Consider the following 20,532-nt stretch of genomic DNA (forward strand, 5'->3'; position numbering starts at 1 on the left):
CTCATGCGTAGATCCCGGCCTCCAGATTTCCAAAGATCTCATTCCACTCGTTGTGGGGGTTCTCGAACGGGAGCGGATCGATGTTCTGAATGCTCACCCTGACCGCGCTCACGTACTCGTTCAGAAGCACTTCAGCGTCTTCTTCATCACTGAGCTCGGAGCATTTTCCCTCGGCAACCGCGGCGGAAATGATGGTCTTGACGAACGATGACAGGTCTGCGTGAAGCATCGATGGCCTCATCGACCCTTCGGCGAACTGGTACACGACGCCGTCAACGGGATCAATCGCCACCATGCTGATGGGGAAATATCCGAGCTTCACCCACCGGCTGACGTCAGGGCTTACCTGCCAGCCGAGTTGCAGCAGTTGCTCATAGGAACAAAGGTGCTCGGCATCGAAGTCCGGACCGATCTTGAAAAGCAGTTCCAGATCCGGAACCGCAGGCACTCCCACGTTGACGAGGAAGTCGACAGCTTCGTCACGAAACCCGTACCTTTGCGCCACTTCGGCTGTGATTCGGTACACGTGAGCATCTCCCACGGCCTGAACCAAGTCGTCGTGACTCAGCCTGAACAACATCACCGAGCGTCTCCCTCTGTCATCATGCCTCTGTTGAGTCCATGCTTCTTATGCCATTCTTCCAGATTTCGGCGGTACTCCCGATGTTCAGCGTCTATCTTATACTTCGATATCGGGTTGCCGTTCTCGTCCTTGGCGTTCTGGTCGTAGGAGACGGAGTGGGTGACTTCCAGGTCCTTGTCGAAGTATTTCGCAACCCATTGGTCGCACCATGAGGGTGGGTTCTGGCACGGCTCGCGCTCGGTATAGAGGGCCCGGATATTATCCTCTCTGCCGTGCCTGAGCACGGGATATCCGATGGTGCGTTCCGAGTGAACGCCCTTACTGTGGCCGACGAGGATGACTTCCTCGCCATCGTCGCCAATGTATCTGGCGGCGGCGTAGTTGCCGCCCTTGTAGTCCCCTTTTGAGTAACGGGCGAGCTGGGTGGCGTAGGCGAGGTCACTGGTTTCGCCCTTCCCCAGCCTCCTTGACTTGACGCGGTCTGCGGACGGGCCACCATCCGAGATCGGGTAAGGATTGGCCTCGGGGCTGCGCGGGCGCCATGCAGTGCCGTTGCTCTCGAGTATTTCTCTGAGGCCGGACTCGTTTCCGCTCACTCGGGTCGGAGTGCTGCCGTCCGTGTGTAGCTGTACGACGCTTCCGTCAGTGTTGAGGAGGTACATGGGCACGTCGCCCTCGTCGTCGACCTTGCAGCGGTCGAAATCCCGCTTGCGTGCCTCGTCGTTCTCCTTGTGGTCCTTTCTGCTCTTCTTGAGCTTCCCGCCGTGGTCTTCGAGCGTGTCGGAGAAGGCGTCAGTCTTCTTCTCGACTGCGTCTTCGGCCTTGTCCATCACGACGGCGAGCTTGTGGAAGCGACCGTCCTTCTTCATGGAGCCGCGGCGTTTGCCGCCATCTCCCTTGAAGGAACCTTTCTTCTTGTCGAAGTTGTCGCGGGTCTCCTGGTATCCGCCGTGCGCCCGGTCGAACTCGTCGAATTCGATCAGGAGGTCTGACGCCAGGTCGGCGCCGCCGCTGGCGTAGCCGTTCAGATCTTCGTCGTCCGCCGAGGTGAGGCGGTCTGTGAAGACGTCCTCGATCTTGGCGAGGATCCTGTTCTCGATCTTCTCTGTGACGATGTCGCCGATCTGGTCGATGGCGTAGTCGATGGCTTCCTGGACGGCGATGCGGCAGGCGGTTATGGCAGCGGCGGACAACAGGGCACTGAGCCCGGCCGTGAAGAACATGCCGACGATGCCCGCCGTGGCGGTCGCGGCGGTGGCGGTGAGTTCGGCGACGCAGACGGCCTTGCAGCCTTCGATGAGCACAGCGCAGTCGTCGAGCGCGTCGCCCAGGTCGTCGAGTCCCTTGGCGAACTGGGTGATGTCCGTGGTGGTGAGCTTGCCCCAGCGACGGTCGATGGCGTCGACGGTCTTGCCTTTGCTCTTGCCGGCAACGATGTGGGAGCACGCGCGGTTTCCGTCGGCGATCGCGTCACGCAGACCCTCGGCCAGTTTCCGGTAGTCCTTGGCGCTGTCCCGGACGTCGTCCTCGTCAATCTGTGGCCACTGGATGCCGATGAGGTCCATGACCTCCACAAGCTCGTCGGGTAGCTGCTTCCCCACGATGGCACCATCCCCCTGTGGTCAACTCGCCCTCACTCTTACCTTCGAAGGAGTGACAGTCAACCAGAGGTGGACGCCCAGGAGCTGCATCGGCTTCGGGCCCAAGTCACCTGGGCAGCAGGCAGGTCAGCGACTCGTGAGTACCGATGAGCACCTCGTCCCGGGACGTCACGGTGACAGCGTTGACGGGTGGACCAGGCCGGAACAACCGGACCTCCTCCACATCCAGGCGGCGGTGTTCCACCAAGCCGTCCCCCCATCCCATGACGAGTACCAGGCCCGTCTCCGTATAGGCAGCATCCACCGAGACGACGGGGCAGGATCGCGTAGCGACTGGAACCGCCAGTGGTGCGGCCGCTGGGGCCCACGCGCGGACGGTGCCGTCGGCGCCACCGCTGTACACGATTGCCGCTGATGCACCGTCACTGCCACGGGATGGGGCGGCTATCGCCAGCGCGTTGACCGGCCCCTGGTGAAGTCGCGCTGTGCGCGTGGCGGAATCCGAACCTGGTGTGAGCAGGTGCAGGGACCCGTCCGCATCACCGACGGCAGTCGTCTCCCCTGTGGACGCTAGAGATGTTCCCCGCGTACTCAACAGCAGGGCGGCGAGCGACTGGACAAGTCGCTTCGTGGGCGTGAGCTCTTCGAGCAGGGCTTGGAGCCCCGAGCCACGCCCTTCGCGTACTGCGGGCATCTGCTGTGTGCACAGACGTCCGCGACTGTCCAGGGCCAAGAGCGTGCCGTCTGCCAGCGGTGCGAGGGATACGACTTGAGGGACTGGATCAGCAAGACGTCCTGTGGGCGCGCCACTGCCAGCGTCCACGGCGCGCAGAACGCCAGCATGGTCTGCCAGTATCAGCTGCCCGACGGCCTTGGCTGAAGACAGGACCGGGCCCGGCCACGGCGGTAGGACGTCCTCCCGAACGCGGCTCCATCCCACCATCCATGGCGTAGAACTCGCCATGTCCGTCAGAGCCGGGGCGAAGCGCGGATCAGCACCGTCACCCAGCGCGGTCAGCAGGACCAAGGCTCGTTCAGCCGGTTCCTGGTCCCGGCACAGTGACTGCCCCGCACGCAGCCATGCTGTGCGCAGGCCGCCGTGCTCGTCCGTATCGACCGCGTAGGCGGTGGTGACCTCCCATGGATCGGCGGCGCAGACCGCCACAGGGTCGTCAAGGTCCGGCCTCTTCCCCGGGCGAGGCGTCACCACCTGCTCGGAGGCGTTCCGGCCAGCGGCGCGGCGCTGCGCGAGCCAGGCTTCGTAGCGGGCCGCGTCCGTCCATCGGGCCTCATCGACATTCAACACGGCTGCATGCCCTTCACTCGGCAAACGATCCGCGAGGGCCCCGGTACGGGCCTCGGTGACCAGCCGGACATGCTCCAGACGCAGCAACGCCAAGACCAGAGCAGCGTGTTCTTCGGGATCGGCGCTCGCATGCAGATCCGCCAGCACGATCACCGTACGGCGCTGATCCGCCTGCAGAGCCTCCACCAGCTCGCCGGGCGTTCGCGCGCTCACCCACAGCTGATCCGCGAGTGTCCATACCGTGGTGTGGACACTCTGCCCGCCCAGCGGGACGAAAGCATGCACTGCCCGCTCTGCCACTGCACCCTGCTGGGTGCCGTGCCCCACCAACCAGGCCAGAAGAAGCGACTTGCCGCGCCCCGCTGCGCCGGTCACAAGACACAGCCGAGGTGCGGCGGGATCCGCCAGCCATCCGAGGAGTGCAGCAGCCGCCGGTTCCTTGCCTGCCGCCGGTCGCCCCCACCCCTTTCGAGTCACCGGCGGTGATCCTGTTCAGCTGTGTGCGTGATCAGCTCTTTGAGGCCCGACTCGCGGGACTCCGCGGTGGCGCCGTAGTCGAAGCTGTGCGTGAACTCGGCACGGAGAAAGGTGTTGCGCATCCAGACAGCGCAGTAGTGCCCGGGCATTATGCAAGGCTCCAGTTCACAGTGGACCCGGCGCACCTGCTCGGCCGCCACGCCCTCAGCGGCGATGCGCTGCCAGATCAGCTCCTCGGGGTGCAGTCTGCCCGGACCGGTCGCCTCGGTGACGATCTGCTTCTGCCCCGAGCCGTCGACGTACTCGAATGCCGCAGAAAATGGGAAGTTGAGGGTGTGACGCACGTCGTCTAGCACCCGCGGCCACCAGCTCTCCCGCTCGGCGAACGCTGCCGCGTCCACCCGTCGCACCTCGGCGTACACCTCCCGAAAGGCCGCGGCCGCCTCTGCCAGACTCCGCGACAGGGCGATCGCGGGTACCGCCCTGTCCAGCGCCGCCATCGCCGCGTTGAACGCCGACACGTCAGAACTGACGAACATGTCCGGCTCGTCTGCCTCCAGCATCACTGCCTGCACAGCGCCGTCAGGCCGTACGCATATGTGGGCCAGCCCGTCACCGCCGATCCGCAGCCAATTCGACAACTCGGCAGGCGGACGCGGCAACCCATGGTGCGCCGTGTACACGCCGAGCTGAGTAGCGTCATTCTGGTCGGCGGCTGAGAAGTACGGAGCGACCAGCAGCGGCACGCCCACCCGTTCCACGTCGTGACGCGCCGCCTCGGGCAGCTGCGTCCCATGGGTGCCGGAAAGCCCGAATCGTCGCATTCCCTGCTTGCCGAAGTGGGCGGTGGCCGAGTCCGGCGACGGCGATGACATGGGTGCTACCTCACACAGCGGATGGTTGGTCTTCCACGACCTTAGCCCGCCTTCGTCGGGTCAGACCTTTACGGCTGGGGTTCGGCGAGATCGGCAGAGTATGAGCATGAGGCGGACGTACGGGATCTCGGACGATCACGAAACAGCGTCGCCTCCGGGTATTAGGCTCCGTCGCTTTCTTGACCCGCATGGAGGAGCCGATGCGACGCTGGCGGAGCCTAATCATCGATACGTGGGGGGCGCTTGGGTACAAGCCGGCGTTCCAGAGGGCCTCGGAGGGCCGACTCTCAGGACTCCCAGGACACGCTGGCGCGTCCTGGGTGCCGGAGCCGGACCGCCGACGGCTGGCGGCATACACGCTGCTCGCCGCGTACGACACGAACCAGGCGGCCGCTCTGCTTGGCGAGGACGGAGTGGACCGGCGCGAGTATGGGGATCCGGCGTTGATCGTCGACCAGACGCTTACGCACCTCATCGGCGAGACACAGCAGATCGTTGTGAGCGAGGCGGACGACAATGAAACGGCGCGTGCGGCGGAGGCCCTACTCAGGGAGTGGGCGGAGCGCGAGCATCTGTGGATGCGGATGCAGCACGCCGAACGCAACGCTGTGCTGCTCGGCGACACTGTGTACCTCCTGGCGTGGTCGCGGACGAAGGGGCGCCCGGTCCTGAAGAGCATCGACCCGGGCTTCTACTTCCCCGTGTTGCCCGACGATGCCGTCGACGCGGACGAGTACCCGACGCGAGTCCATCTGGCGTGGGAGACACCGGCTGATCCGGCGTCGGGCCGCAAGGGCACGCTGCGTCGTGTCACGTACGAGCTCGGCCCGGTCGATGCCGACGCCGCCGAAAGCCGCGCGTATCCCTGGTCCACGCAGCCGGCCGACATCACTTGCTACCTGACGGACGCCGAGTGGGATCTGGAACACGTCGGCCGCGCGGGCGCCATCGACGCGCTCTCGCCGGGCCGAGCCCGGTTCCGTACGAATGCGGACGGGGAAGTGCTCGACCGGCTCGACCTGCACATCGACTTCATCCCGATCATCCACGTACCCAACACCATCAACGGTGCCGAGCACTTCGGCCAGTCGACCCTGCTGAAGGCCACCCAGCTCCTTGACGATCTCGGCGCTGCCGACACGGACAGTCAGCGTGCTTCGGCGACAACCGGGTCACCGATCATCGGCCTCTCCGGCGCCCGGCTGCCGGTCGACCGTGCTTCGGGCCGGCCACTGCCGGTACAGGTGGAGCCGGGGATGGTCTGGCCACTCGGGGAGACCGGCCAGCTCACCACGGTGGACACCTCCGCCCAGTTGTCCGAACTCCGCGCCTATGTGGAGGGACTACGCGACCGGCTGTCAGTGATCACCCGGCTTCCAGCCAGCGTGCTCGGCACCATGGACGCCTCGCAGGCGGCCTCCGGCTACGCAATGCAGCTGAGCTTCGGCCCGCTGGACGCCATGGTCCGCTCCATGCGGCTCGCGCGGGCGGCCAAGTATCCGCTGCTGCTGAAGATGGTGCTGCGCCTCTACCAGGCCGCCGGTGTGCTGCCGTCAGGGCAGCAGCCCCAGGCGTCCATCGCTTTCGGCTCCTATCTGCCGACCGATCAGGCCAGCGTCCTTGACCTGGTGGTCAAAGGTGTCACTGCCGGTGTCCTCTCCCTGGAGACGGGGGTGCGCATGCTCGTGGACGCCGGCTTCCCCATCGAGGATGCGGCAGAAGAGGTCGCCCGCATCTGGGAGCAGCGCGAGACGGAGCTCGGAACTGGCGGGATCGTCAACGAGATGTAGTCGGCCATGGCCTCGCCACAATCCTCGGCGGGCACCGCAGCACGAGGCACTCACGCCGACGGTGCGGTGAAGGTTAGACTCCGCCCGACGCGGGGGCGTCTGGGCAAGGAGTCTGCCCATGACCGCACGAACACGACTGCCGCTGCCGCTCGCACCACTCGGCTACCGCCGCGACGGCCGCCCCATCTTCCCGATCCTCGGCGCTTCCCCCGACGACCCTGGGAACTCGCCAACCGGGGAGACGACATCGGAGAGCACCGACACAGCGACTGTGACCATCCCGCAGGAGGAGCTGTCCCGCCGCTTCGCCCGGGAGAAGGACCAGGGCCGCCGCGCCGGCGTGCGTGACCTCCTCAGCCAGCTCGGTTTCGAGTCGGCGAAGGCCCTGACGGAGTACGTGCAGGCCCAGCGCGAGGCGGACCAGCAGCAGAAGGACGCCGAGCAGGCCCGCCTCTCGGAGGCGGAGCGCCGGGAGCAGACCGCCGCGGAACGCGAGCGGCAGGCGCAGGAACGCGAGGCCGCAGCCGTCGCCCGGGAACGAGACGCCGCACGCCGCGCCGTGCTGGTCGGCTTGGGCGCCACCGGCACCGAACTGGAGGACGCCGTCGTCCTGCTCGGCCGCCTCGTCGACCCGGATGCGGACGACACCGCACTGGCCCGGGCCGCCGACGAGCTGAAGGAGCGCCGCTCGGAACTCTTCGGCCAGCGGGCTCCGCAGCCACCCGCGGTCCCGCCCTCGGGCAGCCCCTCCAACATTCCCGGTCGCTCGGGCGGAACTCCGTCCCGCCCGGGCCAGCTTGGCCTGGACATCGCCCGCCGCCGCGGCCACCTCAAGAGCTCCTGACCCCGGCACGCCTTCGGGGACCGCGCCCCGCCCCCATCCCCGCGGACGGCGGCACCGCCTGGTGTCCGTACAGACTCGCCGCCACATGGCCTGCCCGGAGGAACCTGGCGTGGATCTTCAGCTGACCACCTACTCCGAGTCCGCCACCGCCGACCGCCCCTGGTTGGCGTCCCGGCACGGACTCGACACCCCGCTCACCATCACCCTGGACACCACTCTCTTCACCCAGGACACCCACTACACCCCACCCGCCCCCGGACAGCCTCGCAACGTCATGAGGGCCGGCATCCCGCTGGGCCGCCTGACCGCGACCGGCCTGTACGGGCCGTGGGACGCAGCGGCCACCGACGGCCGGGCCGCCTTCACTGGCGTCCTCCTCACGGACGTCGCCTTCGCCCCGGGCAGCGGACGTGCCGGCGCGGCCCTGCTCTGGCACGGCGTGATCGCTGCCGCCCACGTACCCGGCGGACTCGACCCGGCCGCCATCACCGCTTCGACGGCACAGATCCACTTCGTCTGACGCCCCGCGACCTGCTGAGGAGCCCCGCCCACCATGCTCGACACCCTGCTGCGCGACATCGACACGGCTGACCTCAACGCCTTCGCCCGCACCATGACCACCCCGGCCGACTTCGAGCTGACTCGCACGGTCATGCCCGAACGGCGCCTGAACTCCGTCAAGTTCCGCATCAAGAGCAGCAAGCGGCGCGTGAACGCGGCGAAGTTCCGCGCGTATGACGCCGAGACCGCCGTCGCCCGCCGCCAAGCCGAGAAGATCATCACTGAGGGCATGCTGCCGCCCCTCGGCCAGAAGCTGATCGTCGGCGAGCTGGAGCAGATCCTCCTCGACACGTCCCGCGGAGCCGACGCTTCAGAGTTCGTCGAGCTGCTCTACGACGACATCGAGCGCCACGTCGAGTCCATCCACAACCGCATGGAACTCGCGGCCGGCGACCTCCTCATCGACGGCAAGTTCAGCCTCAACGGCGAGAACGGCCTGACACTGGAGGCCGACTTCGGCGTGCCAGCCGCCAACATGCCCACTGCCGCAAGGCCCTGGTCCGATCCGACCAGCGACCCGATCGCGGACGAACTGCGCTGGATCGAGTATCTGCGCTCCATCGGCGCCCCGCTGCCGGCCCGCGTCATCACCTCGTACAAGGCCCGCGCGACCCTGGCCGCGAGCGATGCCTACCGCGCGGCGTACTACGGCAGCGTCAACGGCTCCACCACCCCCACCGCGGTCCTCGCCCCCAACGAGGTCGAGGTCGTCCGCGCCCGCTACAACCTCCCGCCGATCACCGTGTACGACGTGCAGATCTCCGTCGACGACACCTACCAGCGGGTGATCCCGGAAGACCGCTGGATCCTGCTGCCGCCGAACCCGGAGTCCTGGGCGGAGACCCAGTACGGCATCACCGCCGAGTCCCTGGTGCTGACCTCCGGCACCAACCCGGCCATCACCCGCGAGGACGCACCCGGCATCGTCATCACCGCCGGCCACCAGGACGACCCGGTCCAGGTCTGGACGAAGGGCTCCGCGGTCGCCATGCCGGTCCTCTACGTCCCCGACATCCACATCACCGCGAAGGTCCTGTGATGCCCGCCGCCTCCCGCACCCTCTCCACCGCGGTCTTCGTCACCGACCCCAGGACCCACGAGACCCTGCTCCTCCAGCCCGGCACGGAGGTCACCGACGCCGCCCTCGCCGACCAGATCACCCACCCCGAAGCCTGGGCACCGGAGCCCCAGCGCCAGCCCCGCCGCACCAAGGCCGAGGCGTCGTGACGCTCACCGACGCGGAGTACGCCTACCTCCGCTCTGAACTCGGCGAGGCTGACCGTACGGACCTTGACGCCCGCTACCAGCGCCTCGGCTCGGTCCAGGCCGTCGCCGCGGAGGTCCTCCGAGAGCGTAAGGCCGCCCTTGTCTCCGACCCCCTGGCCGTCACGGTCCAGGGGGTCGCCACGGTCAACAACGCGGAGAACGTCAGGGCCCTCGAGCGCCAGATCGCGGCCCTGGAGGACACCACACCGAACGAGAACGCGTACGTTTCCCCGGCGCCGCTGCTACGCCGAAGAAGCCGTTGACCTACGCGGCCTGGGCTCCGGGACGCTTGAAGACCTGCTGGCCGTGCCAGAGGACGAACTTCGGATCGATGACGGGGCGTCCGGGACGGGGCGTTGCGACCTGCTGCCCGTGGAGGGTGTCGACGGCCTGCCCCGCCCGACTGCGTGCCACGTACAGCTCGGAGACCTGGATCCGCAGGTCAGGCAGAAGCCCGAGGACGCCGAGGTCGAAGAGGGTGTGGTGGAGGGAGCACAGGGCCAGCCCGTTGTTGATCTCGTCCGGGCCGTCCTGGCTGTGCCAGCGCACATGCGCGGCTTCGAGCCCCACCGGATTTCGGCTGAGTGCGCCGTCGAACCCGCAGAAGGCGCAGGCGTACGCGTAGGCGTGCAGCACCTCCTCGGCGAATCCGGCCCGCCGCTTACGCCGCTTTCTCTCCGCCGGCATGTGCACGGCCTCATCGAGCCCGGTCAGGTCCAGGCCGACGGCGTCGCAGATGGGTGCCTCCAACGCGGGCGTGAAGTGCTGCTCCAGTAGGAGCCGTGCGGCCGCTGCGAGGGTGGCAGGCTCGGCCAGCAACGTCTCGGTCTCGGGGCGGAGTCGCCCGTGCGCGCCGCGCGCCCGCAACCAGCTGCCCCGCTCCGGAGCGTCCGGGGCAATGGCGTTGCCGTCCCGGTCCCGCACGTCCCACAGCTCGCGCTCGAGGTGTACGAATGGCATCGCGGCCCGCTCCCGTGCCCGGGTCCGGCTGATCACAGCCGGCCCGAAGTCGTTAATGAGCCGACTGACGGGCTCTTCCGCCTCGTCGTATCCGACCGCAGCGCTCCCGGCGGCGGCGAATCGTCCGAGCAGCCAGAGCACGAGCAGCGGCTTGTGCGGGGCTCGGCGATTGCCTATCTGCGCCCGCCGCAGGGCGGACAGGAGGCTCATGAGTTCGTCGCGCGTCATCACGGACCTACCCTGCCATTCACGGGCTGTTGAGCCCCGCCCCCTGGGGGCGAGTGCGACCCTCCACCGTGATCAAGAGCCTGCGCTGACGCGGATGACCGGATCTTCGGGATGGCAAGGCCCACGCTGAGGCATCATTGGAACCCGTTATTCACGTGAACGATCATGGTGCCATCAGCAAGGAGGCGATGGATGTCTGGGGGAGACCTCCTTCGCCTTGAGGACCTCACCCCGGGGCGGGTGATATCGGGCATAACTCCCGGCATCGATGTTGTGATCGTCGCGCGCCAGATGTTCGGTGCTGCCGCACAGGTCACCTATCGCCGCCCTGACGGCACGGTCGATGAGGCGATCCTTTATCGGGAGGACGAGTGCCGACTCGCTTCAGGCGATTCCTCCTCCCCTCGCCAAGGATTCGACGCCGATCCCGAACTGTTCCGCCTCGCCGCGGAGGCTCTGCGTATCCGCATGGCCGCTCGCGGTGACGCCATGCTCGCAGTCTCCACGAGCGTCCTCGACCCCCTGCCTCACCAGATCCAGGCGGTCTACAACGAGCTGCTTCCCCGTACACCGCTCAGGTTCCTACTGGCCGACGACCCCGGCGCAGGCAAGACGATCATGGCTGGCCTCTATATCAAGGAGCTGGCCCTCCGCGGCGACCTGGAACGATGCTTGATCGTCGCCCCAGGCGGCCTCGTCGAACAGTGGCAGGATGAGCTCCTGGAGAAGTTCGGGCTGAACTTCACCCTGCTCACCAAGCAGCTGGTCGACGCCACGATCGACGGCAACGTCTTCGACAAGCACCCCCGTCTCATCGCACGCATGGATGCTCTGGCACGTTCCGACGAGCTGCAGGAGCGACTGGCCGAGTCCGCGTGGGACCTGGTCGTCGTCGACGAGGCGCACCGCATGAGCGCCAGCTACTTCGGCACGGAGCTGAAGACAACCAAGCGATACGAGCTCGGCCGACTCCTGGGCCGGGTTACGCGGCACTTCCTCCTCATGACCGCGACCCCGCACGCCGGCAAAGAAGAAGACTTCCAGCTGTTCATGGCGTTGCTCGACGGTGACCGCTTTGCGGGGAAATACCGTGATGGTGTGCACCAGCATGACGCATCAGGTCTGATGCGCCGCATGGTCAAGGAGGACCTTCTCACCTTCGATGGCAAGAAGCTCTTTCCCGAGCGACGTGCCTACACCGTGCCGTACCAGCTCTCGCGGGCCGAGCAGGAGCTGTACGAGCGAGTCACAGAGTACGTACGCGACGAGATGAACCGTGCCGAACGGCTAGATGGCCGACGAGGCAATCAGGTCGGCTTCGCCCTCACGGTTCTGCAACGCCGCCTCGCATCGAGCCCCGAGGCAATCGCCCGCTCGCTGGAGCGTCGCCGGAAGCGGCTGGAGGCTCGCAGGGAGGAGACGCATGCCGCGAAGCGGCATGCCGACCTTGCGGCCGTGGTCCCTCAATCCACTTCATCGGCTGCCGTGGCCGGGATGGAGTCGCTGGACAGTGAGCTGGACGAGCTGTCCGGTGAGGAACTTGAGAACCTCGAAGAGCAGGTCGTCGACTCTGCCTCTGCGGCCCTGACCATTGCAGAGCTGGCGCAGGAAATCGACAGCCTTCGCGAGCTGGAGCACCTGGCCAGCCGCGTCCTTGCTCTGGGCGAGGACCGTAAGTGGCTGGAACTCTCCGCGCTGCTGCAGGACAACGAGCACATGCGCGATGCCCAGGCGCAGCCGCGCAAGCTGATCGTGTTCACGGAGCACCGTGACACCCTCGAGTACCTCTCCCGCCGCGTCCGTTCACTCATCGGACGTCCTGAGGCCGTCGTAGCCATCCATGGCGGCACTCCGCGTCAGCAGCGCCGCGGCGTCCGGGACGCCTTCAACCAGGACCCGGACGTCCTGGTGCTCATCGCCACAGACGCAGCGGGTGAAGGTCTGAACCTCCAACGCGCGCACCTCATGGTCAACTACGACCTGCCATGGAACCCGAACAGAATCGAACAACGTTTCGGTCGCATCCACCGCATCGGCCAGACCGAGGTCTGTCACCTGTGGAACCTGGTAGCAGACAACACCCGCGAAGGTCAGGTGTTCCAGAGGCTGCTGGACAAGATCGAGCAGCAGAGCAAGGCGTACCAGGGCAAGGTCTACAACGTCCTCGGCGAGATCTTCGAGGGCGAACCCCTGCGCGAGTTGCTGGTCACGGCAATCCGCTACGGAGACCAGCCCGAGGTGAAGGCCCAGCTTGACCAGGTCATCGATGCCCGAGTCGGGGAACGAGCCGTCGAACTGATCAAGGGACTCGCCCTTGACGCCCAGGTCATGGGAATTGAGGACGTTCACAAGGTGCGGCTGCGCATGGAGGAAGCACAGGCGCGACGACTGCACCCGCACTATGTGCAGGCGTTCTTCCGCGACGCCTTCGCCCGTCTCGGCGGTCAGCTCAAGTCCCGCGAAGCCGGCCGCTCCGAGATCACTCATGTGCCGGTCGTCCTGCGCGAGGCGGGACGCCTCGGTGACGGGCTCGGCGGCATGGTGCAGCGCAAGTACGAACGGGTGTGCTTCGACCGAGAACGCATCACCATCCCAGGCAAGCCTCGCGCCGATCTCATCGCACCAGGACACCCCCTGTTCGACGCTGTACTGAACGAGACGGTCCGCCTCCACGGCCACCTGCTCAGCAAAGGGTCAGTTCTGGTAGACGCTGCCGACTCGGGCGACCAGCCGCAGCTGCTCGTCGCCCTGGAGCAGGACATCGTGGACGGCCACCGACGCGCCGTAGACCGGGCCTTCGCGTTCACCGAACTGCTGCCCGACGGAACGGCCCGAAACGCTGGCCCGGCGCCGTACCTTGACTACCGGCCGCCGACGGCGCTGGAGGCCAAGGCCATAAAGCTCCTCTTGGACGCCGAATGGCTGCGCGACGGCGGTAGCGCTCGTGCCTTGGACTGGGCGATCCGGGAGGCCGTACCCGAGCACCTCGCCTCGACCCGTGAACGACTCCTTCCAGTCGTCGACCGCACCCGCACTCAGGTCGAGCAGCGCCTCAAGCAGGAGATCAGCTACTGGTATGCGCAGGCCGGCAAGCTCGAGCAGAACCTTGCCGAAGGCAAGCGAGTCCGATACCGGCCGGAGAGAGCGCGCTCGTGGGCGGAGGAACTCGAGCTACGCCGTGAACAGCGGCTCGCTGACCTGGCGAAGGACGGCTCCCTGCAGCCCAAACCACCCGTGGTGGCAGGACACGCGCTCATCGTCCCGATCGGCTGGCTGGCCAAGGCCGTGGACACCGCGGACGACGGCGCTGCCCACCCCCCGCTGCACGCTGTTGACGGCTACGAGACCGATCGCCGTGCGGTTGCTGCTGTGCTGCGTGCGGAGCGAGCCCTCGGGCGTGTCCCTGAGGAGATGGCACACAACAACCCGGGCTATGACATTCGCTCACTGACCCCAGAAGGCCGCCTCGTCCACATCGAGGTCAAGGGCCGTCGCGTAGGGGCAGAGGAGTTCTACATAAGCCGCAACGAGATCCTGGTCGCCAAGAACCGCCGCGACCAGCATCGCCTCGCTCTCGTCACCGTGCACCCAGACGGGCCGGAGCACGACGAGGTGCGATACCTGACCAATGCTTTCGCCGACACCGAGTTCGGGGATTTGAAAGCCGAGGGGCTCCTGCTGTCGTGGCCGGACGCCTGGACAAAGGGAGGAGCTCCTCTGTGAGCATCGGGATGGACAACGAGTCGACGCCGCGGAAGCGGAAGCTCATCGAGGTTGCGCTGCCGACGGAAGCGATCAGCAGGGCCAGCAAGGCGGACAAAGACCGCAAGGTCGGCACGATCAAGAATATCCACAAGTGGTTCGCGCCTATGCCAACGCCGGCATGGCGGGCGCTGCTGTTTGCGGCCGTGGTGGACGACCCGGGCGACGAGGAGAAGCGTGCGGAGCTGCTGGAGATCATCGAGGACCTGGTCCCGAAGACCGGCACGGCACCGTCGGCGGAGGCGCTGAAGCGGGCAAAGGCTGTACTGGCCGAGCAGGAACAGGAACTCCCCACTGTCCTGGACCCATTCTGTGGTGGTGGCTCCACGTTGGTAGAGGCACAGCGCCTCGGTTTCCCGACGGTGGCGAGTGATTTGAACCCTGTGCCGGCTCTGGTGACCCGTGTCGAGACCCAGCTCGTTCCGGCTGTACTCGGCAAGCCCCCCGTTGCTGGCGACGATGGCGCCTTCGAGGACACCGCAGTTGACCCGATGGCCGGGCTGCTTGCAGACGTCCGGCACTACGCCAAGTGCGTTGAGGACGAGGTCAAGATTAAGGTGGGGCACCTGTATGAGCAGGCGAAGGACGGAGATGTCGCTGCGTGGCTGTGGGCTAGGACGGTGCCCTGCGCTGACCCTGCCTGTGGCATCGCAATGCCTCTCTACAGCTCGCCCTGGCTGAGTAAACAGAAGGGCCGGGAGGCGTGGCTGAAGCCCGTGCTCGAAGGCCACCGAGTGCTGTTCGACATCGGCGAGGGCAAAGCGACTGAGGTGCCCGCCGCTCCAAAAAGGAGTGGCGCACGCGGCAAGTTCTCCTGCCTAGCTTGCGGAACCGAAATTGACGAGGCGTACGTTCGAAGTGCAGGAAATTCTGGACTTCTTGATACGCAGATCCTGGCGATTGCTGTAGATGGCGACTCCGGGCGTCGATTCCTTCCCGCGCCTGAAGGATTTGAGGCTGCGAACATTACACCACCTGTCGATGCGCCGGACATTGAACTTGCTGAAAATTCAAAGCAATTCAGCACGCCGCTTTACGGGCTGCACCGGCAGGCCGACCTCTACACTCCGAGGCAGCTATGGCTTCTGGCCGCATTCGCGGAAGCGGTTGCCAGCGTGCCGCAGCAGATTGAGCATGACGGCGGAGATCCCGATCAGGTCGCAGCGATCAGCTCGATCCTTGCTCTCTGCGTAAGCAAGCTTGCCATGGCCAACTCAACGCAAGCTCGCTGGCAGATTGATTCTCGACATGGTTCGGCCAAGGCTCAGCCTGCTTTCGGCCGGCAGTCCTTGCCGATGGTGTGGGACTTTGCCGAAGTGAATCCCTTTTCCAAGTCTGCAGGGGGCTGGGCGAGTCAGCTTAAGTCATTGATGAGCGGGCTTTCCGCTCTCCCTCGCGATGTACGTCCTGGCCAAGTGGTCCAGGAAGACGCTCGGCGTTCTGGGGCTGGAGTTGCTCGTGGTAGCGCACTAGTGGCTACCGATCCGCCCTACTTCGCCCAGATTCCATACGCCGACCTGAGTGACTACTTCTACGTATGGCTCCGACGCGCTACAGGAAGAATGCATCCTGATCTATTTGGAACCATGGCTGCACCGAAGAGCGACGAGCTGGTAGCAAATCCGTACCGCCACGGAGGCCCTGAGAACGCTCGACAATACTTCATTAATGGGTTTACCGAGGTTTTCTCCTCCCTTAAGGGAGCATCCCGGCCAGATCTGCCGCTGATTGTGATCTACGCCCATCGGCAGGAAGAAGTGAAGGAGGGAGGACTGACGTCCTCCGCCTGGGACGCTCTCCTTGAAGCCATTTTGGCGGCGGGATTGAGCGTTGTAGGAACCTGGCCACTTCACGCGACGCACAGCTCCCGCCAAGTAGGGCAGGGGGCGAGTGTCCTCGCCTCCTATGTGGCGATGATCTGTCGCCCGCGTTCAGAAGGTGCTGGCGTACTGGATCGTAGGGGATTCCTTCAGGCTCTCCGCCGTGAACTCCCGGAGCGCATTAAGCCGCTACAGCAGAGCTCCATTCCGGCAAATGACCTCGGTCAGGCGGCGTACGGACCCGGCATGGAGATCTTCTCTCGGTACACGCGAGTGACTGAGCCCGACGGCTCGCCAATGCGTGTCCGAGCAGCCCTCTCCCTCATCACTAAGGCACTCGATGAACTCCTCTCCGAATACGAAGAGGACTTCGATACCGATACGCGATGGTGCATTAAGTGGTTTGAAGATCACCAATGGGAGAGTGCCGATTACGGCAAGGCTGAGCAAATGGCTCATCGCTACAACACCTCCGTTCCTGGCCTTGTGCACGCAGGTGTCGTGAAGTCGACGGCTGGGAAAACAACTCTGATCAAGCCCGCCGACCTCCCCGCCAAGTACGACCCCACCACCGACGACCGCCTTACCGTCTGGGAGGTGGCTATCCACCTGTCCCGCCTCATCGAGGGCAAGGGCCCCGGCACCGGCATCGACGCGGCCGGTGAACTCCTCGCGCGCGCCCGTACGCGCTCGGGAATCGACGAGGACACGGTGAAGGGCCTGGCCTACCTCCTGCACAACATCTGTGAGAACCGGGGCTGGACGGAGAGCCAGCGGTGGTTCAACAACCTCGTGAGCTCGTGGCCGGACCTGCAGACCGCGGCTCGGGCCGCTGAGAAGCGAGGCGTGAGGGTAGAGGCAGACCAGCTGTTCTGATCAACGTAGCCGAGAGTGCACGAGGGGGCGGGCATGCAGGGCGTCGAGACGGCGCATGGCGCCAGCAGTACGGCAGACACCACGGAAGAGATAGAAGACAGGACTGCGGACACCATGGCACAGAGCAACCGCGACCGGATCGGCCGCATGATCGAGTTGCTGCCGGACGGACTGCTCCCGCTTGTGGAACGGGAGATGGCCAAGCGGCAGGGGGAGGGGTGGTTCGATGACGCGGCGGCGGAGGAGCGCGAGAAGGGGCGCAGCCTGGCCTCGAAGCGCGACCCGCAGTTCCTGCTGAACGTTCTTCAGCGCTATTGGGCTTCCTACTTCCGCCACTCCCTGCCGGGTGCCACTCGTGGATACGCCAGCGAGGTGAACGACGTACGCAACCGGTGGGCCCACAACCAGCCCTTCAGCGCCGACGACACCGTACGAGCTCTGGACACGGCCGAGCGGCTCTTCACATCTGTGGGCGCCGCTACCGACCTGGTCGAGCAGGTTCGTAAGTCCCGTATAAACCTTCAGCGGGACGTGATCGAGGCGGAGACAAGACGGCAGACCCGGCGTGCGGCTGCCATGCCGAGCATCGCCGCCGAGGGGCTCAAGTCTTGGCGCGATGTGCTTGTCCCGCACCAGGATGTGGCACGCGGCGACTTCAACGCCTCTGAATTCGCTGCCAATCTGGCAGAGGTCGCGAAGGGTGAGGGGGCGCCCGAGTACACCGATCCAGAGGAGTTCTTCCAGAGGACATACCTCACTGAGGGGCTGCGCGACCTGCTGAGCAAGTCTCTCCGGCGTATTTCCGGTGACGACAACGCGTCGCCGACGGTGAACCTGCAGACCAACTTCGGCGGCGGTAAGACACACTCGATGCTGGCGCTGTACCACCTCTACTCGCCGGGGCTTCAGCCGCAGCGACTTCCGCAGGAAATGCAGGAACTCATCGCGGCCGCGCCCTCCGGACTGCCCGAGGAGGAGGTGCGGCGTGCCGTGCTCGTGGGGACGGCACTGGCACCGGGCCAGCCTCATGAGAAGCCGGACGGCACCAAGGTCAACACGCTGTGGGGCGAGTTGGCCTGGCAGCTGGGCGGTCGGCGTGCATACGACGTCATCGCTGAGGCGGACAAGACACGTACCAGCCCCGGGTCCGAGCTGCTGCAGGATCTGCTCGCTGCCTACGCACCCTGCTTGATCCTCATCGATGAGTGGGTCGTCTACGCGCGCCAGCTGGTCAGCAACGACAACCTCGCGGCCGGCACGTTCGAGACACACTTCTCGTTCGCCCAGTCCCTGACGGAGGCTGTCCAGGCAGTGGCGGGCGCGCAGCTGGTCCTCTCCATCCCGGCCTCCGAAGACGGGAAGGACGACAAGGGGGACACGGACGAAATTGGCGGCGAGGCTGGTCAGATCGCCCTGGACCGGCTCCAGAAGGTCATCCACCGCAAGGCGGATGCCTGGCGACCGGCAAGCTCCGACGAGTCCTTCGAGATCGTGCGACGACGTCTGTTCGAGACGCCCTCGGGTGCCGTCCAGGCGGAGATCAACAAGGTCGCCAGACTCTTCAGCCAGTTCTACGGCACCTACAAGCGAGACTTTCCGGCCGGCGTGGACAGCACCGACTACGAGCGTCGGATCAAGTCGACGTACCCGATCCACCCCGAACTCTTCAGCCGCCTCTACGAGGACTGGTCGACGCTCGACCGCTTCCAGCGCACTCGCGGTGTGCTGAGGCTCATGAGTGCGGTCATCCACGCCCTCTGGCGGGACCAGAACAAGAGCCCCATGATCATGCCGGGCGACATCCCGCTCGACGATCAGCGCGTCGCCAGCGAGCTCACCCATTACCTGGAGGACCGCTGGAAGCCCATCATCGACGCCGACGTTGATGGGCCGGACTCGACCCCTGTCTCCGTGGACAACGAGAAGACCGTCCTCGGCCAGCGGGCAATGAGCCGACGTATTGCACGCACCGTCTTCATGGGGTCCGCCCCCACCATCAAGGCTGCCAAGAAAGGTCTGTCCGAGCCGTACATCAGGCTGGGCATGGCCATCCCCGGGGATGCCTTGGGCAACTTCCGGACCGCCCTCAACACGCTCGCAGACCGGTCGACGTACCTCTACAGCGATGCCGACCGCTACTGGTACGACACGCACGCGAACATCACGCGAACGGCCAAGGATGAAGCGGAACGACTCATCGGCCGAGACGAGGACGTGTGGGCCGAGATCGTCCGGCGTCTGAGCCCGATTCAGCATCGGCGTGGGGATTTCGGCGCCGTGCACATCGCGCCGCAGCACACGAAGGAGGTTCCGGACCTCGACCAGGCGCGGCTGGTCCTGCTTCACCCGAAGTACGTGCACCGCGGTGGCAAGGACATCCCAGACACGCCGGCTCTGGAGTTTGCCGCAGAAGCGCTGTCCTCCCACGGCACCAGAAACCGGAAGCATCAGAACATGCTGGTGTTTCTCGCGCCCGACAAGAAGGACATGGGCGACCTCATGGAGGCTGCCCGTGAGTACCTCGGGTGGAAGAAGGTGCTCGACCGCCAGATGGAGCTGGATCTCACCGAGAGTCAGCGTCGCCAGGCGCAGACCCGGCGTGATCAGGCGAACGAGAAGGTGGAGCTTCGAATCGGCGACGCCTACCGATGGGCCCTCATCCCCGAACAGGACGCGGGTGCCCCGATCGTGTGGGAGCACCTCAAGGTCGATGGCGGGCGGGCGGATGACGCGGCTGTACGCACTGCCGACCGTCTCCGGCGGGAGGGCTTGCTGTACCTTCAGCAGGCTCCGGCCCTGCTCTATCAGAAGCTCTCTGGGCCGCTGTTCCGCATCTGGGAGCAGGACGGACATATCTCGGTGGGTCGGCTCTGGGAGCTGCACACGGCCTACCCGTACATGAACCGCCTGGTGAACCGTCTGGTCCTTGACCAGGGCGTCGAGGACGTCCTGTCCATGGTGACCTGGGAGACGGAGGGATTCGCCCTGGCCTCCGGGTACGGCGAGAACGACGGCCGCTATCAAGGATTGGTACTGCCAGGCGGCAACGCCAAGTTCGGGCAGATCACCGACGCTACTCTCCTCGTCCGTCCGGACGCGGCAATCAGGCAGCGTCAGCAGGCAGAGGAGGAAGCGGCGCAGAAGCGTGAGGCGGCCTCCGACACTTCCTCGAACAAGTCGGAGGAACCTGCTGCGAGCGGCGGCACCACCTCGGGAGAGACGGCGAAGCCGCCCGCCAGCCCGGGGCAGCCCGTCATCCCCCGGGTGCCGACGCGCTTCTACGCCACCGCTCAGCTCACCCCTGAGCAGTACAGCAAGAACGCGACCAAGTACGTCTTCGAGATCCTTCAGCCCCTCGACGTCATCGGCACGGAGGTCGAGGTCACGATTGAGATCCAGGCCAAGCGCCCGGAGGGGTTCGCGGAGGACAAGGTCCGCGTCCTCACCGAGAACGCCAACACCCTGAAGTTGAACGCTGAGTTCGAGGTCGAATAGAGGCGCAGGCGTGAGGGTGCTTGCCGTTCCCCCGAGCGGCCAGCACCCTCACGTTCGTTATCCTGATGGGCACAGATCGTGACGGGGG

The 20,532-nt window shown here is 65.8% G+C and carries 14 protein-coding genes; 9 read left to right on the forward strand and 5 right to left on the reverse strand.

All coding sequences use genetic code 11. From position 1 onward, the window contains the following. Position 1: 1 nt before the first annotated feature. The 4 genes from FVS66_RS24180 to FVS66_RS24195 all read right to left on the reverse strand — a co-directional run bounded on the left by FVS66_RS24180 (position 2) and on the right by FVS66_RS24195 (position 4,842). Positions 2 to 580, reverse strand: coding sequence for an SUKH-4 family immunity protein (locus tag FVS66_RS24180; protein ID WP_262387183.1), 579 nt, complete (start codon positions 578 to 580; stop codon positions 2 to 4). After that, positions 580 to 2,184, reverse strand: coding sequence for a nucleic acid/nucleotide deaminase domain-containing protein (locus FVS66_RS24185; protein ID WP_149183290.1), 1,605 nt, complete (start codon positions 2,182 to 2,184; stop codon positions 580 to 582). The genes FVS66_RS24180 and FVS66_RS24185 overlap by 1 nt, the downstream gene beginning before the upstream one ends. A 106-nt stretch (positions 2,185 to 2,290) precedes the next feature. Then, positions 2,291 to 3,865 carry a hypothetical protein gene (locus tag FVS66_RS24190; protein ID WP_262387170.1) on the reverse strand — a complete coding sequence of 525 codons (1,575 nt, stop codon included), beginning with the start codon at positions 3,863 to 3,865 and terminating at the stop codon, positions 2,291 to 2,293. 98 nt (positions 3,866 to 3,963) lie between these two features. Then, entirely contained in the window at positions 3,964 to 4,842 is an 879-nt protein-coding gene (locus FVS66_RS24195) for a nucleic acid/nucleotide deaminase domain-containing protein (RefSeq protein WP_149183292.1), read from the reverse strand. A gap of 320 nt (positions 4,843 to 5,162) precedes the next feature. Between FVS66_RS24195 and FVS66_RS24200 the strand changes: the two genes are divergently transcribed. The 6 genes from FVS66_RS24200 to FVS66_RS24225 all read left to right on the forward strand — a co-directional run bounded on the left by FVS66_RS24200 (position 5,163) and on the right by FVS66_RS24225 (position 9,566). Beyond that, a complete protein-coding gene (locus tag FVS66_RS24200; RefSeq protein ID WP_149183293.1) occupies positions 5,163 to 6,632 on the forward strand; it encodes a hypothetical protein in 1,470 nt (489 codons plus the stop codon). Between the two features lie 118 nt (positions 6,633 to 6,750). Beyond that, complete coding sequence (locus FVS66_RS24205; RefSeq protein WP_149183294.1) at positions 6,751 to 7,476, forward strand: hypothetical protein; 726 nt, start codon at positions 6,751 to 6,753, stop codon at positions 7,474 to 7,476. 109 nt (positions 7,477 to 7,585) lie between these two features. Then, the gene (locus FVS66_RS24210; protein ID WP_149183295.1) at positions 7,586 to 7,996 is read left to right on the forward strand and encodes a head decoration protein; all 411 of its coding nucleotides are present in this window, start codon (positions 7,586 to 7,588) and stop codon (positions 7,994 to 7,996) included. A 33-nt stretch (positions 7,997 to 8,029) separates the two neighbouring features. After that, on the forward strand, positions 8,030 to 9,076 hold the full coding sequence (locus tag FVS66_RS24215; protein ID WP_149183296.1) for a major capsid protein: 1,047 nt from the start codon (positions 8,030 to 8,032) through the stop codon (positions 9,074 to 9,076). Further along, a complete protein-coding gene (locus tag FVS66_RS24220) occupies positions 9,076 to 9,264 on the forward strand; it encodes a hypothetical protein (protein WP_149183297.1) in 189 nt (62 codons plus the stop codon). Before FVS66_RS24215 ends, FVS66_RS24220 begins: the two co-directional genes overlap by 1 nt. Beyond that, positions 9,261 to 9,566 carry a hypothetical protein gene (locus tag FVS66_RS24225; RefSeq protein ID WP_149183298.1) on the forward strand — a complete coding sequence of 102 codons (306 nt, stop codon included), beginning with the start codon at positions 9,261 to 9,263 and terminating at the stop codon, positions 9,564 to 9,566. Before FVS66_RS24220 ends, FVS66_RS24225 begins: the two co-directional genes overlap by 4 nt. 1 nt (position 9,567) lies before the next feature. On the opposite strand, the gene FVS66_RS24230 is transcribed toward FVS66_RS24225, so the two are convergent. Continuing rightward, a complete protein-coding gene (locus tag FVS66_RS24230) occupies positions 9,568 to 10,491 on the reverse strand; it encodes a phosphorothioated DNA-binding restriction endonuclease (protein WP_187645672.1) in 924 nt (307 codons plus the stop codon). A 192-nt stretch (positions 10,492 to 10,683) separates the two neighbouring features. On the opposite strand from FVS66_RS24230, the gene FVS66_RS24235 reads away from it, so the two are divergent. Genes FVS66_RS24235 through FVS66_RS24245 form a run of 3 tightly spaced genes read left to right on the forward strand, consistent with a single transcriptional unit; the run spans position 10,684 to position 20,444 of the window. Further along, on the forward strand, positions 10,684 to 14,214 hold the full coding sequence (locus FVS66_RS24235) for a helicase-related protein (RefSeq protein ID WP_149183300.1): 3,531 nt from the start codon (positions 10,684 to 10,686) through the stop codon (positions 14,212 to 14,214). After that, complete coding sequence (locus FVS66_RS24240; protein ID WP_149183301.1) at positions 14,211 to 16,949, forward strand: DUF1156 domain-containing protein; 2,739 nt, start codon at positions 14,211 to 14,213, stop codon at positions 16,947 to 16,949. The genes FVS66_RS24235 and FVS66_RS24240 overlap by 4 nt, the downstream gene beginning before the upstream one ends. 33 nt (positions 16,950 to 16,982) lie before the next feature. Continuing rightward, entirely contained in the window at positions 16,983 to 20,444 is a 3,462-nt protein-coding gene (locus FVS66_RS24245; protein ID WP_222946975.1) for a DUF499 domain-containing protein, read from the forward strand. The last annotated feature ends 88 nt before the right edge of the window (positions 20,445 to 20,532 follow it).

It is taken from the genome of Streptomyces sp. TRM49041 (genome assembly GCF_008271805.1).
Lineage (GTDB): Bacteria > Actinomycetota > Actinomycetes > Streptomycetales > Streptomycetaceae > Streptomyces.